Source organism: Bacillus sp. FSL R5-0422 (assembly GCF_038610765.1).
Lineage (GTDB): Bacteria > Bacillota > Bacilli > Bacillales > Bacillaceae > Bacillus > Bacillus pumilus_O.
The window spans coordinates 2,551,196-2,569,455 of record NZ_CP152014.1; the positions used below are offsets into that span (position 1 = coordinate 2,551,196).

At 40.5% G+C, this 18,260-nt stretch carries 18 protein-coding genes; 9 read left to right on the top strand and 9 right to left on the bottom strand.

Going from position 1 to position 18,260, the window contains the following annotated elements; translation table 11 throughout:
• Nucleotides 1-103: 103 nt before the first annotated feature.
• The 7 genes from MKX52_RS13005 to MKX52_RS13035 all read left to right on the top strand — a co-directional run bounded on the left by MKX52_RS13005 (nt 104) and on the right by MKX52_RS13035 (nt 7,555).
• Nucleotides 104-1,240, top strand: a complete 1,137-nt coding sequence (locus MKX52_RS13005; RefSeq protein WP_251183922.1) for a sensor histidine kinase — start codon at nt 104-106, stop codon at nt 1,238-1,240.
• Nucleotides 1,237-1,836 (top strand): response regulator transcription factor, encoded by a 600-nt coding sequence (locus MKX52_RS13010; protein ID WP_003216398.1) that lies wholly within the window; start codon nt 1,237-1,239, stop codon nt 1,834-1,836. The genes MKX52_RS13005 and MKX52_RS13010 overlap by 4 nt, the downstream gene beginning before the upstream one ends.
• 200 nt (nt 1,837-2,036) lie before the next feature.
• Nucleotides 2,037-2,957 (top strand): iron-hydroxamate ABC transporter substrate-binding protein, encoded by a 921-nt coding sequence (locus MKX52_RS13015; RefSeq protein WP_224925507.1) that lies wholly within the window; start codon nt 2,037-2,039, stop codon nt 2,955-2,957.
• 110 nt (nt 2,958-3,067) lie between these two features.
• The gene (locus MKX52_RS13020) at nt 3,068-3,757 is read left to right on the top strand and encodes a response regulator transcription factor (protein ID WP_148666395.1); all 690 of its coding nucleotides are present in this window, start codon (nt 3,068-3,070) and stop codon (nt 3,755-3,757) included.
• The gene (locus MKX52_RS13025) at nt 3,757-4,761 is read left to right on the top strand and encodes a sensor histidine kinase (protein ID WP_342490823.1); all 1,005 of its coding nucleotides are present in this window, start codon (nt 3,757-3,759) and stop codon (nt 4,759-4,761) included. The genes MKX52_RS13020 and MKX52_RS13025 overlap by 1 nt, the downstream gene beginning before the upstream one ends.
• 105 nt (nt 4,762-4,866) lie before the next feature.
• Nucleotides 4,867-5,628: an ABC transporter ATP-binding protein gene (locus MKX52_RS13030; RefSeq protein WP_342490825.1), complete on the top strand. Its 762-nt coding sequence runs from the start codon at nt 4,867-4,869 to the stop codon at nt 5,626-5,628.
• Entirely contained in the window at nt 5,618-7,555 is a 1,938-nt protein-coding gene (locus tag MKX52_RS13035) for an ABC transporter permease (RefSeq protein ID WP_342490826.1), read from the top strand. Before MKX52_RS13030 ends, MKX52_RS13035 begins: the two co-directional genes overlap by 11 nt.
• A 39-nt stretch (nt 7,556-7,594) precedes the next feature.
• Here MKX52_RS13035 and MKX52_RS13040 read toward each other — a convergent pair whose 3' ends face one another.
• The gene (locus MKX52_RS13040) at nt 7,595-8,947 is read right to left on the bottom strand and encodes an amidohydrolase family protein (RefSeq protein WP_342490827.1); all 1,353 of its coding nucleotides are present in this window, start codon (nt 8,945-8,947) and stop codon (nt 7,595-7,597) included.
• A 106-nt stretch (nt 8,948-9,053) separates the two neighbouring features.
• Nucleotides 9,054-9,638, bottom strand: a complete 585-nt coding sequence (locus MKX52_RS13045; protein WP_342490828.1) for an NAD(P)H-dependent oxidoreductase — start codon at nt 9,636-9,638, stop codon at nt 9,054-9,056.
• A 117-nt stretch (nt 9,639-9,755) separates the two neighbouring features.
• Here MKX52_RS13045 and MKX52_RS13050 point away from each other — a divergent pair, with 117 nt between their 5' ends.
• Complete coding sequence (locus tag MKX52_RS13050; RefSeq protein WP_088003614.1) at nt 9,756-10,202, top strand: MarR family transcriptional regulator; 447 nt, start codon at nt 9,756-9,758, stop codon at nt 10,200-10,202.
• A gap of 33 nt (nt 10,203-10,235) precedes the next feature.
• Here MKX52_RS13050 and MKX52_RS13055 read toward each other — a convergent pair whose 3' ends face one another.
• The 7 genes from MKX52_RS13055 to MKX52_RS13085 all read right to left on the bottom strand — a co-directional run bounded on the left by MKX52_RS13055 (nt 10,236) and on the right by MKX52_RS13085 (nt 16,640).
• Entirely contained in the window at nt 10,236-10,412 is a 177-nt protein-coding gene (locus tag MKX52_RS13055) for a hypothetical protein (RefSeq protein WP_176372688.1), read from the bottom strand.
• A gap of 16 nt (nt 10,413-10,428) precedes the next feature.
• Nucleotides 10,429-11,181: a hypothetical protein gene (locus MKX52_RS13060; RefSeq protein ID WP_342490829.1), complete on the bottom strand. Its 753-nt coding sequence runs from the start codon at nt 11,179-11,181 to the stop codon at nt 10,429-10,431.
• A gap of 253 nt (nt 11,182-11,434) precedes the next feature.
• Nucleotides 11,435-12,049, bottom strand: coding sequence for a LysE/ArgO family amino acid transporter (locus MKX52_RS13065; protein ID WP_342490830.1), 615 nt, complete (start codon nt 12,047-12,049; stop codon nt 11,435-11,437).
• 130 nt (nt 12,050-12,179) lie between these two features.
• Nucleotides 12,180-13,760, bottom strand: a complete 1,581-nt coding sequence (locus tag MKX52_RS13070; RefSeq protein WP_342490831.1) for an acyl--CoA ligase — start codon at nt 13,758-13,760, stop codon at nt 12,180-12,182.
• Between the two features lie 225 nt (nt 13,761-13,985).
• Nucleotides 13,986-14,198 (bottom strand): alpha/beta-type small acid-soluble spore protein, encoded by a 213-nt coding sequence (locus MKX52_RS13075; protein ID WP_012010896.1) that lies wholly within the window; start codon nt 14,196-14,198, stop codon nt 13,986-13,988.
• An 89-nt stretch (nt 14,199-14,287) separates the two neighbouring features.
• Nucleotides 14,288-15,493, bottom strand: coding sequence for a tRNA uracil 4-sulfurtransferase ThiI (gene thiI, locus MKX52_RS13080; RefSeq protein WP_342490832.1), 1,206 nt, complete (start codon nt 15,491-15,493; stop codon nt 14,288-14,290).
• A gap of 4 nt (nt 15,494-15,497) precedes the next feature.
• Nucleotides 15,498-16,640, bottom strand: coding sequence for a cysteine desulfurase family protein (locus MKX52_RS13085; protein WP_342490833.1), 1,143 nt, complete (start codon nt 16,638-16,640; stop codon nt 15,498-15,500).
• Nucleotides 16,641-16,841: 201 nt separating this feature from the next.
• Between MKX52_RS13085 and brnQ the strand changes: the two genes are divergently transcribed.
• Nucleotides 16,842-18,185, top strand: coding sequence for a branched-chain amino acid transport system II carrier protein (gene brnQ / locus MKX52_RS13090; protein ID WP_144473773.1), 1,344 nt, complete (start codon nt 16,842-16,844; stop codon nt 18,183-18,185).
• The last annotated feature ends 75 nt before the right edge of the window (nt 18,186-18,260 follow it).

The window sequence follows — 18,260 nt, forward strand, 5'->3', positions numbered from 1 at the left end:
TTTCTTCCACTAGAAGGAGCTTGTTGTCATTTACAGGATGCAACCATAAGTTGAATTTGATAAAGTAAGGAAAAAGAACGAAAACGGAAAAGGTGGCACACGGATGAAAAAACAGTTTAAAATTCAAAAGTTACATGGGATTTCTCCCTATATATGGGCCATTTTTTTCATCCTACCCTTCTATTTTATCTTAAAGACGCCTACGACTTTAGGTATTGTTATTGGCATTATTTTGAACGTGGTTTTTTTCGGAGTGTATCGTTTTGCCTTTGTCGCAAAAGGCTGGTCTCTATATGTCTTCGGTCTTTTATTGATTGCGATTTCGACTGGCTATGTGATGCTCTACAGCTACATTTATTTCGCTTTTTGCATCGCCTATTTCAATGGGCACATTAAAAGAAAAGTCCCTTTTTATATTTTATACTATATTCATCTAGGGAGCGCCGCCGTAGCCGTGAACTTTAGCTTGATTTTAAAAAAGGGCTGGTTTCTCACACAAATTCCTTTTGTTGTGATCACACTTATTAGTGCCATTCTCCTTCCTCTCAGCATTCGAAGCCGAAAAGAACGTGAACGCCTTGAAGAGAAATTAGAAAATGCCAATGAACGGATCGCCGATCTTGTAAAGATTGAAGAAAGGCAGCGTATCGCACGTGATCTGCATGACACCCTTGGGCAAAAGCTTTCTCTTATCGGTTTAAAAAGTGATCTTGCCCGCAAACTCGTCTATAAAGATCCTGAGCAGGCTCGCGCTGAGCTGAAAAGCGTCCAGCAGACCGCAAGAACATCTCTCAATGAAGTGCGGAAGATTGTTTCCTCTATGAAGGGTATACGCATCAAGGATGAAATGTCGAACATTGAGCAAATTCTCGAAGCAGCCGGAATTGACTTGATCTATGATGAAAAGGAAGCGCCAAAACATATTTCTCTTCTTAACGAAAACATTGTCAGCATGTGCATCAAAGAGGCTGTGACAAATGTCGTCAAACATAGTGACGCGACCATCTGCAAAATCACGATTCATCAAAAATCAAAGGAAGCTATTATCACCGTCGAGGATGATGGGACATTTAAAGGCGATTATCCCCACTCTCAAACGAAGGGTCACGGTCTTTTAGGCATTAGAGAAAGATTGGAATTTGCAAATGGACGCCTGCGTATTGAGACAAAGGACGGGACAAAGCTGATCATGAGCATTCCAAATGATTCAGCAGCAAAAGACAAGGAGGGGATGAAATGATCAACATCTTTATCGCAGAAGATCAGCAAATGCTGCTCGGTGCACTCGGTTCACTTCTTGATTTAGAAGACGATATGACGGTTGTTGGAAAAGGTACGAACGGTCAGGACGCCATTGATTTTGCCAAAAAACACCCTGTTGATATTTGCTTAATGGATATTGAAATGCCAGGAAAAACGGGACTTGATGCAGCGGAAGAGCTCAAAGGAACTGATGTAAAAATCATCATTTTAACGACCTTTGCCCGCTCTGGCTATTTCCAAAGGGCGCTTAAAGCTGGCGTCAGCGGCTATATGCTGAAAGATAGTCCAAGTGAAGATCTGGCAAGTGCCATTCGCAGTGTGATGAAAGGGAAAAAGGTGTACGCCCCTGAATTAATGGAAGACTTATATAGTGACGAAAATCCTTTAACAGAACGAGAGAAATCAGTCCTTGAGCTTGTTGCAGACGGCAAAAACACAAAAGAAATTGCGAAAGAACTCAGCATTAAAAGCGGCACTGTTCGAAACTACATTTCGATTATTTTAGATAAACTAGAAGTGAAAAACCGCATTGAAGCCATTACACGCTCAAAAGAAAAAGGCTGGTTTAAATAAGAAAAAAGATCAGGACACATGCTGCCTTGATCTTTTTTTCTACCAAAAATCTCCTCTCCTATTTTTTATCACCAACGATCAAAATGTAATTGACAATAGACTACACTTCTATGATATGATATTCAAGTGATAATAATTATCATTATCACTCATACAATCAAATACCGGCGAATGTGCCGATTTCAAAGGAGTCTACATTCATGAAGAAAATATTGTTCCCTCTGATGCTCATCTTTGTACTTGCATTGAGCGCATGTGGCAATAGCAGCAGCTCTTCCTCAAATAAAGGAAATCAATCCACATCATCAGACAAGATTACATATGAATCTGAAAATGGCCCTGTGAAGCTGCCAGCCCATCCAAAACGTGTCGTTGTACTTGGCTCTTACACTGGTAATGTCATGTCACTTGGTGTGAACCTGGTCGGCGTCGACTCTTGGTCAAAAAAGAACCCTCGCTTCCAAAAGGAACTAAAAAATGTGGAAGAAGTATCGGATGCCAATGTCGAAAAAATCATGAAGTTAAAGCCTGATGTCATCATTGGCTTAAGCAATACAAAAAATGTAGAAAAACTGAAAAAAATCGCACCAACCGTTTTGTTTACATATAACAAAGTCGATTACCTTCAGCAACATATTGAAATTGGAAAAGTATTAAACAAAGAAAAAGAAGCCAAAGCATGGGTAAAAGATTTTAAAGAACGCGCAGCTGAAGCTGGAAAAGAAATTAAAGCCAAAATCGGTAAAGATGCAACGGTTTCTGTCTTTGAAAGCGGCACAAAAGATCTTTACGTGTTTGGTGATGCATGGGGCCGCGGCACAGAAATTCTTTACCAAGCAATGAAACTAAAAATGCCTGAAAAAGTAAAAGAAAAGGCATTAAAAGCAGGCTACTATGCCGTTTCACAGGAGGTCATTCCTGAATTTGCTGGAGACTATATGATCATTAGTAAAAACAGCGAAATGGACAATTCCTATCAAAACAGTGAAATTTACAAGTCCATCCCAGCTGTGAAAAAACATCGTGTGTATGTAGCAAATGCAGAAGAATTCTATTTTAATGATCCACTCACACTCGAATATCAACTATCATTCTTTAAAAAGCACTTTTTAGGTAAATAAACTGAAGCAAGGGAGCCCTTCCCTTGCTTTTTTCTTGTCTGCTTCTAGCGGCAGCGCCTTTTTTCCGCTACAATTACATACAAGCGAATACAAAAAGTGTGGTGCTGGTTTTGTTTAAAATTCTACTGATTGAGGACGATACAACCCTCTTCCAAGAAATCAAAGAACGTCTAGTGAACTGGTCCTATGATGTTTATGGGATTCACGATTTTCAACAGGTGATGCAGGAATTTACTTCTGTTCAGCCTGATCTCGTCATTATTGATATACAGCTTCCAAAATACGATGGTTTTCACTGGTGCCGGATGATTCGGCATCATTCAAATGTACCGATCATCTTCCTCTCCTCTCGTGATCATCCTGCTGATATGGTCATGTCAATGCAGCTCGGCGCCGATGATTTTGTACAAAAGCCGTTTCACTTTGACGTGCTCATTGCCAAAGTCAGCGCCGTTCTTCGCAGAGTACATGATTATAATGCAGAACCTGCCAGCTTAAAGGTATGGTGCGGCGCTACGATTGATCTAGAAAAAAACACCGTCACAAATGATCACGGTGAAGTGGAATTAACGAAAAATGAACTGTTTATTCTCAAGGAATTGATTCAACATAAAAATCATATTGTCAGCCGGGAATCGCTCATTCAAGCACTGTGGGAGGATGAACGGTTTGTCAGTGACAATACACTTACTGTGAACGTCAATCGCCTTAGAAAAAAACTAGATGAGATCTCTCTTGGCACCTACATTGAGACAAAAGTGGGCCAAGGCTATCTTGCAAAAGAAAAGGATGATCATTGATGCTGCAAGCATTTTTAAAGGAACGAAGAAGCTGGATTCTGTTCTTTCTTAGTTTGCAGCTCCTCATTCTGTTTGTTGCTTTTTTGGATACGACCATTCCAATGGCGTCTCTTTTTTATATTGTGTTATTATCTACGTTTTTCATGATCATCTTTCTCTTTTTCCGATACCGTAAAGAAACGGCGTATTATGTGCGTCTGAAAGAATGGGATGATCATATTGATCATCAAATGCGGCTCACGCCATCTTCCCCATTTGAACAGCTTGTACATGATGCGACGTCTGAGCAAATTGACCGCTACCGGAAGATGGCGGCAGAACAACAAATCGCCCTTGAAGAAGAGAAGGATGAATTGCTCTCATGGATACATGAAGTGAAAACACCTCTCACAGCGATGCACTTGATGATTGACCGCTTAACAGAGCAGCCACTGAAATCGAATATGACATACGAATGGCTCAGAATCCATTTATTACTCGACGCCCAGTTGCACCGAAGCAGAATACGTCATATCGAAAATGATTTATTTATTGAACAGCTGGACCTGCAAAGTATCCTAGCAAAGGAAATCAAAGCGCTCCAATCATGGTGCATGCAAAAAGGAATCGGGTTTGAACTCACGCTAGAAGAACGTCACGTATTAAGTGATGCAAAATGGTTATCCTTTATGATCAGACAGGTGCTCACAAATGCAGTCAAGTATAGTCATTCGTCTGATATTGCCATTGAAAGCAAGCACATCAATGACCAAGTGATGCTGACGATCACAGATCAAGGCAGAGGAATAGACCCAAGAGATCTGTCTCGTATTTTTGAAAAAGGCTTTACCTCAACGAGACACCACAATGACACCGCCTCAACAGGAATGGGGCTTTATTTAACGAAAAAAGGAGCAGACGCTCTTCATATCAAGATCGAGGTCAACTCCATGATAGATCAAGGTACAACCTTCACCTTCATCTTTCCGAAAAAGAATGATTTTGTGCATATTGCGAGCATGTGACAACAATGTCACATGCTCGTCTGTTTTGTTCGCCAAATCGAAGGAAGTGCGGCGGGCTTCTTTTTATACTAGAGATATCAATTAAATAGAAAAGGGGATCAACAAATGAACATTTTAGAAGCTCGCAAAATATATAAAAGCTACGGCAATAAATTCAACAAACAAGAGGTGCTGAGTGGCATTGACTTGACGATTGAAGCTGGAGAATTCGTCAGCATCATGGGTCCATCAGGATCAGGGAAAACAACCCTTCTAAACGTATTGTCCTCTATCGATCATGTGTCCAGCGGATCCATTCGTATTGCAGATGCTGAGATGACAGAAATGAAGGATCAGCAGCTTGCTGAATTTAGAAAAAAGCAGCTTGGCTTTGTTTTTCAGGATTATAACTTACTTGATACACTCACGGTCAAAGAGAACATCCTCTTACCATTATCTATCTCCAAAACGCCGAAGAAAGAAGCTTTCGAACGTTTTCAACAGCTTGCGGAGGACATGGGCATTTATGAACTAAGAGACAAATATCCGAATGAGCTCTCTGGTGGACAAAAGCAGCGGACATCAGCGGTTCGTGCCTTCATTCATGAACCGAGTCTTATTTTCGCGGATGAACCTACCGGAGCGCTTGATTCCAAATCTGCCTCTGATTTACTCAATAAACTGCAAGATTTCAATCGCAAACGAAAAGCGACCATTGTCATGGTGACACATGACCCTGTCGCAGCCAGCTATTCAAGACGCGTCATTTTTATCAAGGACGGACAAATCTATACTCAGCTGAATAAAGGTGCTTTAGAAAGAAAGATGTTTTTCGAGGATATTATGAAAACGCAAGGTGTTTTAGGTGGTGTGAAGCATGAACATTAATCAGCTCATCCTCCGTAACTTGAAGAAAAATTTGAAGAATTACTATTTATATGTGTTTGCTCTCGTGTTTAGTGTGGCGCTCTACTTTTCTTTTGTCACCTTGCAGTACTCACCAGCACTTGATGATGTAAAGGGGTCCATTAAGGGCGGTGCGTCGATCAAAGCCGCTTCGGTCCTACTCATTGCCATTGTTGGGATCTTCTTGTTATATGCGAACAGCATTTTTATTAAACGAAGAGGGAGAGAAATAGGTCTCCTGCAGCTCATTGGCATGACGAAACAAAAAATTGCCAAACTGCTCAATGCAGAAAACTTTATCCTATACGTGTTCTCAATGGCTGTTGGTATCATAGCTGGTTTTATCGGTTCAAAGCTCATGCTGATGGTGCTATTTAAAGTAACCGGCGTGAACGCCATCGCCAACCTGCATTTTTCAGGCATGGCCCTTTTGCAGACACTGATCGTTTTTTTCATCATCTATGGATTAATTATGTTAAGAAATCGATGGTTTATTAATAGACAGACGATTTTATCTTTGTTTAGAACCACGTCTTCTACAGAGCAGCGTGTGAAAAAAATCTCTGTGTTTGAGATCATCATTGGGGTTTTCGGTATTGTCTTGATTAGTTCAGGCTATTATATTTCTTCTCAGCTTTTTACCGGCTCATATACGTCCATGCTTGCGTTACTTTTAGCGATGATTTATATTCTTGGCTCTGTCATTATCGGTACCTTTCTTTTCTATAAAGGCTCTGTTTCATTCATTGCCAATATCGTACGTAAAAGAAAAAATGGCTATCTAGCCATTCATGAAGTCCTGTCTCTGTCATCTATTATGTTCCGTTTAAAATCAAACGCACTGCTTTTAACAATTATTACAACGGTATCTGCACTGGCTATCGGGTTGTTATCTTTAAGCTATATTTCCTATTACTCAGCAGAAAAAACCGCTGAACAACAGATCCCATCACACTTCGTTATGGGATCAGAGAAAGAAACCACTACCTTCACTCGTGCACTTTCTGACAAACATATTGCGTATGAAACACAGCAATTCAAAGTCATTCAAGCGAAGTTTGATGCAAAGAAGATCATGGATTCAGAGATAAAAAATATGAATAATGACCCAGGTGTCTTAACTCTACCTGTGATCAGTGAGAAAAACGCACCAAATATTCATGTAAAAAGCAACGAAGTCATCTTAAGCGGCTACAGTGATTTATTGAAGAAATTCATGCCGATTCAAAACTCAGGTGATGTGAAACTACTTATCAAGAAACCCCTTGATTTAAAGGTCATTGATATGAAGAAAGATTATCTCATCTCTTACAACTTCACGTTTGGTGGTCTACCTGTTGCTGTCGTCAGTGAAAGTGTCTTTGAGCAGCTTGACCAGCAGAAAGATCCTAAACTTCAGGTTGAGCATAATCAATATCACGCAGTCAATATAAAAGATGATCAAAACCTTGAACAAGCGAATGATGTGTTTACCTCTTTAAAACTAGGTAACAACAGCATGTCTCAATTGGCTTCAGCTCAGCAGCAAAAGCAAACAATAGGACTGATGATGTTTGTGGTCGGATTTTTAGGTCTCAGCTTCCTTGTCACATCAGGCTGTATTTTATACTTCAAGCAGATGAATGAAAGTGAAGAAGAACAAAGCTCTTACACGATCTTGCGTAAGCTTGGTTTTACTGAGAAGGATCTATTAAAAGGTATTCGGCTCAAACAGCTATTTAACTTTGGGATTCCGCTCATTGTCGGGTTGCTTCACAGCTACTTTGCAGTACAGTCAGGCTGGTTTTTATTCGGCGGTGAACTGTGGACACCAATGCTCATCGTCATGTCGATTTATACGGTGTTATATTCTATCTTCGGATTCCTTTCTGTCCAATATTATAAAAAGGTCATTAAAGAATCCTTGTAATCTCATCCCCATAGGCAGCTACCTATGGGGATTGTTTGTTTATGATGGCGTTGATTCAAACTTGTGCGATAGAATATGATCTCTTGCCGCATAAGCTTTCCGTTTGACCTCTTCTAGATTTACATCGACAAGCTTTCCGTTTCGTTTTACTGCTTTTCCAGCCACATAAACAGAGTCAACATTTGAAGGGTGTGCCGTTTGGACAACCGCTCCAGCCGGATCTGTCATCGGCAGAAGATTCATGCTTGTCCGGTCGATTAGGATGAAATCAGCCTCTTTTCCAGGTGTGAGCGAGCCAATTTTATGATCAAGCTGTAATGCACGAGCCCCATTGATCGTCGCAGCTTCAAGCATTTGTTGAGCAGAAATTCCAAGGTCAGGCCCCGGCATAATTCCTTCCATGAGCAATGATTGATTTTGGAGCGCGCGCTCTGCCTGAAGCCCGAACTTCATTTGAGCAAATAAATCTCCGCCTGTCGCCGTGACCACGTCTACACCAAGTGTTGGAAGAACACCTTGTTCAATCGCAAGTCCTGTCACTGGATAACCGTGACCCATCATCATTTCAATTTCAGGTGTAATGGATATGGAGCTTCCGCTGTCTGCCAGCATCTTCATTTGATCTACATCGATTGCATTGATATGCACCATGTTAAGGTCAGGCCCAAGTAACCCTGCTTTGTGAAGCCGCTCAATTGAACGATCCTCCGCTCCCCAGTTCCCAAAGCCAATATGCATACTGCATAGAGCATCTAGCGACCGGGCTGTTTCGATTTCAAATACTGAAGTTTCCCATGAAGAAAATTCTGGTCCACGAATCGCAAGCCCCATTGTCAAAAGCTGATCTGATGATTGAAAATGTGCTTTTTTCACGCGTGCTGCATCCTCCATATTGGTGAGCGTGCTCTCCCTATCCCAATACTCAGCATCTCCAGAGGTACCGAAAGCAAAAACAGCTCGAATGCCAGCATCCTTTAACCCTCCGATGAGCTCTTCTGTATGATCCATTGAATTGATCATCGTCCAGTCTAAAAACGTGGTCACTCCTGCATCTAAAGCCTCTAATGCCCCTAAATAATTCGCGATCCGATCATCAGAGGGGCTTCTCATCGCACCATAGTTCCCATAATAGATTTTGCTCAAATATGTCTGCAAAGACCAGTCTGTGCCTATGCCTCTGATGACTGACTGCCACACATGGCGATGTGTATCCACAAGCCCCGGCATGATCACCATATCGGACGCATCGACAATGTCAGCCTCATTTGCTTCAATGAAAGGTCCGACCTCTAAAATGTGTGTCCCTTCAATTAATAAATCTCCTTTTTCTAAAAAACCTACAGTTGGATCAAGTGTTAAAATCGCCGCGTCTTTAAACAATGTTTTCTTCATCCATATCCCCCTTTTCAAATGACGAGGAAGAGTTCTCCCATCCTCACTGTCATTTTAGAACATAAAAGGATCAAATTAGAAGAAAAGTGACTCACTAATTGGTTGATTAGCTAATTTTTCTGAAATAGTTGTAAATACGCTTTAATTTGACGTCATGTTTTCCTTTTGGGCTTTCCATCATGCCGAACTCAAAGAACTTCACAGGTTTGATTCCGACATATTGTAAGAGGGCTCGTTTCATTAACATCTTGTGTGCATTTTGCAAAAAGAACAAAGGGTAGTTGGTTGGCCCTTGCATCGTCGATACACAAACAGCACTTTTTCCTTTTAATAGTCCTTCGGGAAGCAGCCCGCCTGTTTGACGATAAGCAAAATTCGCAGCAAACATGCGATCAATAAAACCAAGCAGCATGGCTGGAGGTCTTCCCCACCAAATAGGATATACGAACACGATTTTGTCCGCCCATTTGATCTTCTCCTGATACACCCGAATGTCAGGGTCCTTATGCATGTCACGTCTTTTTTTCTCTTGATTAAAAACCAGCACAGGATCAAATTCTTCTTTGTATAAATCGATGATTTTCACTTCATGAACTAGCGGATTCTCTTCAGTGCCTTTCATGATTTCTTTTAAAAAAGCACCATTTAAACTATTGTGATGGGGGTGAGTATAAATAATGAGTACATTCATGTATAATCTCCTTTTATTATCATTTGATAACTAAATGATATACTCCTATCAAGTAGTTGTCAAATGATAATTGTTTTTTGATAATAATTTTGGTATGTTACGTAGGAGGTGATAAACATGAAACATCCCCATTTCTTCAAGGAATTCGTCGCATTCGCTTCTACTTTTTCAGAGCTGAAGCACGCCCTGATGAACAAAGTCAAACCAGCTAACCTAACAACCTTACAATACTTAATACTAGAGCAACTAGCTGTCAGCGAGCCGCTTACGCCAAGTGAAATTGCCGACTGTCAGCACATGTCTCTTCCGAATGTCAGTAGAGAACTGAAAAAACTGCACGAGAAACAATTCATTGATAGAGAAGAAGACCGTGATGACAAACGAAAACATGTCATTAAGCTGTCTGACAAAGGCCGTGCTTGTATGAATGAAGCCTTCCAGCATATCGAAGGGGTGCTATTAGACAGCCTATCTTCCTCCGATATAGAACAAATGGATGATATCATTCAAGCTCTCCGCCTTTTAAATCAAACGATTTTCAAAAAAGAACCTAAAAAAGCATGAGCGTATCGCTCATGCAAAGGATATTTTATTTTATTAATCAAGAGATGCTAAAAGATACGTAATGAGACCAACAATGGGAATGATCGGGATCATGAATTTCAATGTGGTGCTTGTATTCTTATATAAATTCCATAGCAACACTGGTATACCAAATGTCAACGTATCAAAAATTGCAAGAACTACTCCCTTGCGCTGTTCTTTATGAGCCATTCTAAAAACCCCCCATTCACCAAACTTTTTTTACACAATAACCGGCTAATCCTGCAGATATCCCTCCATTAATCACTGCACATGCTATACAGCTAGCGGGTCCCGTAAAACAAATATAATAACAAGCTCCTAGAACCATTGAACGCAGCGGAAGAGATTCATTCGGGCCGCTTTTCTTTTTTAAGCAATTCCAAAACTTGTTCCAATTAAAACTCGTTTGAATTTCCGATTCATCCATCTGGAAAATTTTCTTATTTAATTCCATCATATCTTGCTTTGCATCATTTTCACCATAGGTAAAAGATCCTTTTAAAAACTCCCCTTTTTGATTGATATGGAACTTATTTTTCATTTTTCCATTTTGAAAGAAATATGAGTTCAAATTCCCTTTCTCATCGTATTCTGCAAGTTGAATATAGTGGGCTTTTATTTGACCTAGTGAAACGGCAATGAAGGAAACATTATTTAATAGCTGATGATCTGTCTCCTTCTTTTTCAGATAAAAATAAACAACATCCGTTTTAGCAGCGTTCAAATGAACTACTGCACTTTCTCCATTTAATAGATAACCTTGCTTTTCGACTAATTCTTTTGCCTGTAAAAATTGAGAGCTTCTTTTTGCCTTTTTAATGCATTTTTCTGCTACTTTATCATTTTGTATCTTTTTAAAGGGCTCGTTCTCCTTTATGGTAACTGCCTTTCCTACAGGGTATTGTCCGAATAAAAGTGATATGAACAATAACACACAAAATATTTTTCTTATCTTCATCATTTAACCTCCTTTAGTAAACTTAATCAAAATTATAACTTCTTAAGGAAAATAATGTAATAGACTTTTTTTACCAATAAATTAACTAGAAATAATGTAGCATATATCCTATGACTTATCATTTCCTCTAGGCAATTGAATGTGTGATCTTCCTATTGAGATCATACTGACACTAGCTAAATAGCCTTTTCAATACACAAAAAAGCGCAGGACTTTTAAGCCCAAACGCTTCTCTCTTTTTCACTATGTACTTTTATACAATCAATTGATACCCAATGTATAACGCGACAAGCCAAATCATGACTGCTGAAGCTTTATTGATACGGCTCATCCACTTCCCGTTTGTATCTAACTTCCCTAGCATCTTCCCTAAAAGAGCGAGCCCAATAAACCATAACCATGACACGATGATACAAGCGAGGGTAAACGCCCATTTTTCTGCCCCGTTATATTGAAGCGAATTTGTGCCAATCACGCCAATGGTATCGAGAATGGCGTGGGGATTTAAAAGTGAAACTGAACAGGCAAAAAGAATTTGTTTTCTCGCAGGCATGAATTCCTGCTTCTCTTTAGCACCTGTTGATGAGTTTGTGTTCCACACGGACCATCCCATATATACTAAAAAACAAAATCCAATGAGGTAAAGACACATTTGCAACATCGGAATGGTGAACACCACAACAGAAACCCCAATGACAGCTAACGCAATTAAAAGTGTGTCACAAAGAGCAGCAGTGATAACGACAGGTAAAGCCTGATATAATCGCGGCTGAAGTGCTCCTTGCTGAAATACAAATACATTTTGTGCGCCCAATGGTAAAATGAGGCCAAAGGCAAGCACAATTCCATGAACGATGGCAATGAACACCTTCTAACATTCTCCTTTTCCAGCAATTCCTACACATTTTAACATAAAACATCATGATCTTTTCCAGCAGAATTGATGATCCATAAAAAAAGCGCTGGATGCTTTCATCCAAACGCTTTTCGTTTATTCATCAAGATCCTTTTCGTGCAAGCTCTCTTTCTCTCAGCTCGACACGACGGATTTTCGCTGACGGTGTTTTTGGCAGTTCGTCAATGAATTCAATTTCTCTTGGGTATTTGTAAGGTGCTGTTGTGTTTTTCACATGTGTTTGCAGCTCTTTGATTAGCTCATCACTTTGTGCTGATTCATCACGTAGGACAACATATGCCTTCACGATGGATCCTCTGATTTCATCTGGACTCGCCACAACCGCACATTCTTTCACTGCTGGGTGTTTAATGAGCGCATCTTCTACTTCAAACGGCCCAATGGTATAGCCTGAGCTGACGATGATATCATCTCTGCGGCTTTCAAACCAGAAGTAGCCATCTTCATCTTTTTTCGCTCGATCACCGGTAATAAAGTAATTCCCGCGGCGCTGCGCCTTCGTACGCTCTTCATCTTTGTAGTATTCCTTAAATAAAGCCGGCGTTTCAAGATGAACCGCAATGTCACCTACTTCTCCAGGAGCGCATATGCTGCCGTCCTCATCAATGATCTCGACTTCGTTTCCAGGTGTTGGTTTTCCCATACTCCCAGGCTTGATGTCCATTCCTTTTAGCACCCCTACGAGCAGTGTGCTTTCTGTTTGGCCATAGCCGTCTCGTACTTCTATATCAAAATGCTTTTTGAATGTATCAATGACTTCACGGTTGAGCGGCTCTCCCGCAGACACGGCACTATGTAGCTTTGGAAGCTCGTACTGACTTAAGTCATCTACTTTCGCCATAAATCTGTATTCTGTCGGCGTACAGCATAGGACATTGATTTCATTTTTTTGAAGCAGTTCTAAGTACGTATTTGGATTGAACTTCCCTCCGTATACAAAACCTTCTGCCCCGCTTCCTAACACTGATAAGAGAGGACTCCACACCCATTTTTGCCACCCTGGTCCTGCTGTCGCCCATACTTTATCCCCTTCATTAAATGAAAGCCATGCTTTGGCAGCCGTGCGTAAATGTGCATATGCCCAGCCATGTGTATGAACAACCCCTTTTGGATTGCCTGTTGTACCAGATGTATAGGATAAGAACGCCATATCAGTACGTGTTGTTGGAGCCATTTGCAGCTCGCTTGATTGCTCTTCCTTTTGCGCGAGAATGTTTGTCCAACCATGATCGTTTTCACCGATTGAGAATGTTTTAAAATCGTTTGGTTTTTGGGTTCCGTCGAACGATTGAATGAATGAAGAATAAACGATCGCTCCCTTTGCTTCTGCATGTTCAATTCGGTAATCTAAATCTTTTGCACGCAGCATTTCTGAACAAGGAATGACGACCATTCCTGTTTTCAAGATCGCTAAATAAATGCTGTATGCCTCTAGCATGCGCGGCACCATCACAATGATTTTATCGCCTTTTTTAAAGCCTGCATTTAATAATACATGACCAATTTTATTTGCTTCTTCCACTAAAGCTGCATATGTCACATGTGCTTCGTGGCCATTTCCATCCTGCCAGTGCAGGGCCATTTTCTCCTTGTCATGACTGAACGCTTCAATCTCACTGACTAAGTTATATTGTTCTGGTGCAATTAAGTCTTCTCTTTTCATGGTACAGCTCCTTTTAGCCTCTTTCTATGAAACGAAACATGTTTCAATTTACCCATTCTAACACTCATAACTGAAAAATGCTTGAATTAGGACCTACTCCTAGTATTATGCCATAATTTTTTCAATTCGTCTTCTTTTTTGTAAATATTCAAACTATTTTTATGTACAAAAAGAAAAGAGCGGGAATAATCCCGCTCCTAAGCCATAGCTTTTTAATTGTGTGTCTTAGAAAGATCCGCCACCCATATGTTGTTGAGCGTAAGATACAAGACGCTTAGTGATTTCTCCACCAACTGATCCGTTAGCGCGAGCTGTTGTTTCTGCACCAAGGTTTACACCGAATTCAGAAGCGATTTCGTACTTCATTTGGTCGATTGCTTGTGCAGCGCCTGGTACTAGTAATTGGTTAGAACTGCTTTGTCTGTTTTGTTGAGCCATGTGTTCTCACCTCCTTGTGAATATAGAATGTGTAGAAACACATGACTTCATGCGATTGATTTTATGGTAATTATTATGAAATTTTTATTTTAGAATAAATCAGCGAATTCGTCTGCCGCTTTCTTCTCATTTTTGACGATGATCGTTTCGATTTGCTCCACTGCCTCATCAAGCATTGGCTCAAAATCAGCAAAGCTTTCGTAGCGTTCTACTTTCTCAAGCTTTGGTTTTGTTTTAGGAGACGGCGGCGTAAAGATCGTGCAGCAATCCTCGAAAGGCTGAATGCTTGTCTCGTAAGTACCAATTCGTCTCGCTTCATCAATAATATCATTCTTATCAACCGCAATAAGCGGGCGAATGATTGGTGTATTGGTCACATGGTTAATGGCATACATGCTTTCAAGTGTTTGACTTGCGACTTGTCCAAGGCTTTCACCAGTAATAATTGCAAGAGCATCACGCTTCTCTCTTATTTCATCTGCAATTTTCAGCATCATTCTTCTTGTTGAAGTCATCGTATAGTTTTCAGGTACTTGTTTATGAATCAGCTCTTGAATTTTTGTAAAAGGGACGATGTGAAGTTTTATTTCGCCTCCATATGCTGCTAAGCATTCTGTCAGATCAATGACCTTTTGCTTGGCACGTTCACTTGTATATGGGGGACTAAAGAAATGGACAGCCTCAATTTGAATACCGCGTTTCATCGCTTGATAGCCGGCAACTGGGCTGTCAAAGCCTCCTGAAAGCATGAGCATCGCTCTTCCGCTTGAACCAACCGGCAATCCGCCTGCACCTTTGACATCTTTAAATGTAATATATGTCGCCTGTTCTCTTATTTCAATACGCAAATGCACATCCGGCTGTTTGACATTGACCGTTAAGTTTTCTGTATTCCTCAGCACATGTCCACCAATTTCACGGTTCATTTCATTTGAATCAAGTTCAAATTGTTTATAAGACCGTTTCGTTGAGACCTTAAATGTATTTCCTTGTTCATACACTTCCTGTACCGCTGTGAGTGCCGCTTCTTTAATGGCATCAAGATTTGTCTCACATTTCACCGCCAGACTAAAGCTTTGAATGCCAAATACACCTTTAAGCTGTTCTGAAATCGGTTCAGGGTCTTCTCCGTTCAGCATAATCGTAATGCGGTCTCTATCAGATGCATATTTTAATGCTACAAAGTCTTTCAATACAAACCGGATATGCTGCCTTAGTTTTTCAATAAATTTCTTTCTATTTTTCCCTTTTGTTGAAATTTCACCAAAACGGACTAAAATATGATCATATTTCATGTTGTTATCTCATTCCTTTTAATTTTTTCACACTTTGTGCGATCGATGTGATGATTTGCGGTGCTAGCTCTGGTCCTTGTCCATACGTCAAACTGATTCTCATACTGCTTTTTGCCGCTTCTTCCGATTTCCCCATCGCTAGGAGAACTTGGCTCGGCTCCTTTTTCTTAGCTGAGCACGCAGAGGTTGTCGAGACATAAATGCCTTCTTTTTCAAGCATATGGAGAAGGACCTCGATTTGAATACCTGGAACTGAAAAATTGACAATATGCGGCGCACTTTGCGTTAGCGATGTGTTGATCACAATACCTTCTATTTCTCCAAGCTGCTTATGCAGCTGCGTTTTTAAGTTGAGCATTTCATTATGATGTTTTTTTTGCAGCTCGAATGATTGTTTCATGGCTTTTGCTAGGCTGACAGCACCAGCAGGGTTTTCTGTACCTGAGCGCAGGCCTAATTCCTGATCTCCTCCTGTGATAAAAGGGGCAAGCACTATACCTTTCTTTAAAAAGAGCGCTCCTGTGCCCTTTAAGCCATGGATTTTGTGGCCTGATATCGTCAAAAGATCGATATCCAGCTGTTTATTAAGTGCTACTCTGCACATTCCCTGCACCCCGTCGACATGAAATAGGGCATTTTCAGCATGCTCACGAATCATGCCAGCAGCTTCTTCGATCGGCTGGATGGCACCCGTTTCGTTATTGACGTGCATCATGCTGACAAGTACTGTATCAGGACGAAGCACTTCTTTTAAGTGTTTCATATCTGCATGGCCATGCTCATTTACTCGAATATAGGAGATATCGAAACCAAATAAAGCCTTTAGCTGTTCAAACGATTCGATGACAGAGGGGTGTTCAATTGCTGTTGTCACAATATGTTTCCCCCGGTTCATTTTGGCGAGAGCTGCTCCTTTAATGGCAATGTTATTTGCTTCTGTTGCACCAGAAGTAAAAATAATCTCATATTGTTTCAAGCCTGTATAGTGAAGCATTTGTTTTCTCGTTTCATTTAGCAGCCGGCTTGCATCAATTCCGAGCTGATGAAGCGATGATGGATTTCCAAAAAAACGTTCACTCACTTGCTGATATACTTGTAAAACCTCTGGATAAGGCTTGGTTGTTGCACTATTATCAAGATAGATCATATTGTAACTCCTTACAAAAAAACTTAAAAAATAAATGCATTTATATGTTACCATAATGAAGTCAGACAGAGAATTTTCTGAAAATGGCAGTTGACAACTTTCCATTTTCACTATATCATCCATAGTGCCAATGGCACATAAACATTTTAATTGTCAGAATATTTTAATTTGGCACACAACACTGATTAAGGAGGGACTATTTTGAAAAATAGTTTAAGTATAAAAGAGACGCTAGCCATTGGTTTGATGCTTTTTGCATTATTCTTTGGTGCAGGAAATATGATTTTCCCACCTGTTCTTGGACAATATGCGGGTGAAAATGTATGGCTTGCCATAGGTGGATTTTTGCTCACAGGAGTAGGACTTCCGCTTCTTGGGGTGATTGCAGTTGCCCTTACAGGTACCGGTGCAAAGGGCCTTGCGGATAAAGCACATCCAAAATTCGGGACCATATTCACCGTGATTTTGTATTTATCTATCGGGCCATTTTTCGCTATCCCACGAACTGGTACGGTTTCATATGAGATAGGATTAGCTCCATTTCTCTCAGGTACCCAAGCCACTTCATGGATACCACTATTCATCTTTACCGTAGTGTTTTTCACTATTTCATACTTGCTTGCTTTAAATCCTTCAAAGCTGGTTGATCGAATTGGGAAAATTTTGACACCGATCTTATTAACTGTTATCGCTATTATTGTCATTAAAGCCATTGCTACGCCAATGGGAATGATCGGTGCTCCTGATGCAAGCTATAAGGCAAATCCGCTCTTTACTGGATTTTTAGAAGGTTATAAAACAATGGATGCTCTCGCTTCTATCGTATTTGGAATCGTCGTGGTGACAGCTGTTAAGGACAGAGGCATCACGGAACGGAAATCTCTTGCAGCAGCTTGTATTAAAGCAGGACTCGTGGCAGCTGTTGGGCTAGCATTAGTCTACATTTCACTTGCTTATGTGGGTGCTTCAAGCCCCGATGCGACGGGAATGGTTGGAGCAAATGAAGGAGGCAAACTGCTTTCACTTTCTGCCAACTTTTTATTCGGTTCTGCTGGTAACATTGTTCTTGGCGCAGCCATTTTATTCGCTTGTTTAACGACTAGTGTTGGACTTATTTCATCTTGTGGAGAATATTTTTCAAAGCTCTTCCCTAGCCTGTCTTATCGCACAGTCGTTCTGATCGTTTCTTTATTTAGTACACTGGTTGCAAACCTTGGACTGGCACAAATTATCTCTCTATCTGTTCCAGTTCTTGTGACGATCTATCCACTAGCTATTGTTATTATTTTATTGTCATTCCTTGATCGCTGGATTAATGGCAGAAGAATCATTTATATCGTTTCTCTCATATTTACTGGTTTCTTTGCCATCATTGATGGATTATTAGCTGCCGAAGTGAATCTAGGCGGATTGCCTGGCATCTTGAAATCAATTGTTCCGTTTTACGATTTAGGCATTGGCTGGATCATACCAGCTATTATCGGTGCTATAGTTGGTTTACTTATTTCCATGTTTACCAGCCCGCCCAAGCAGCTTGCCTCATAATCATTGCAAGCCAAAACATCCCCTTCTCCATTGGAGGGGGATGTTTTTTTATTGTTCTCCATATACTAAAATAGA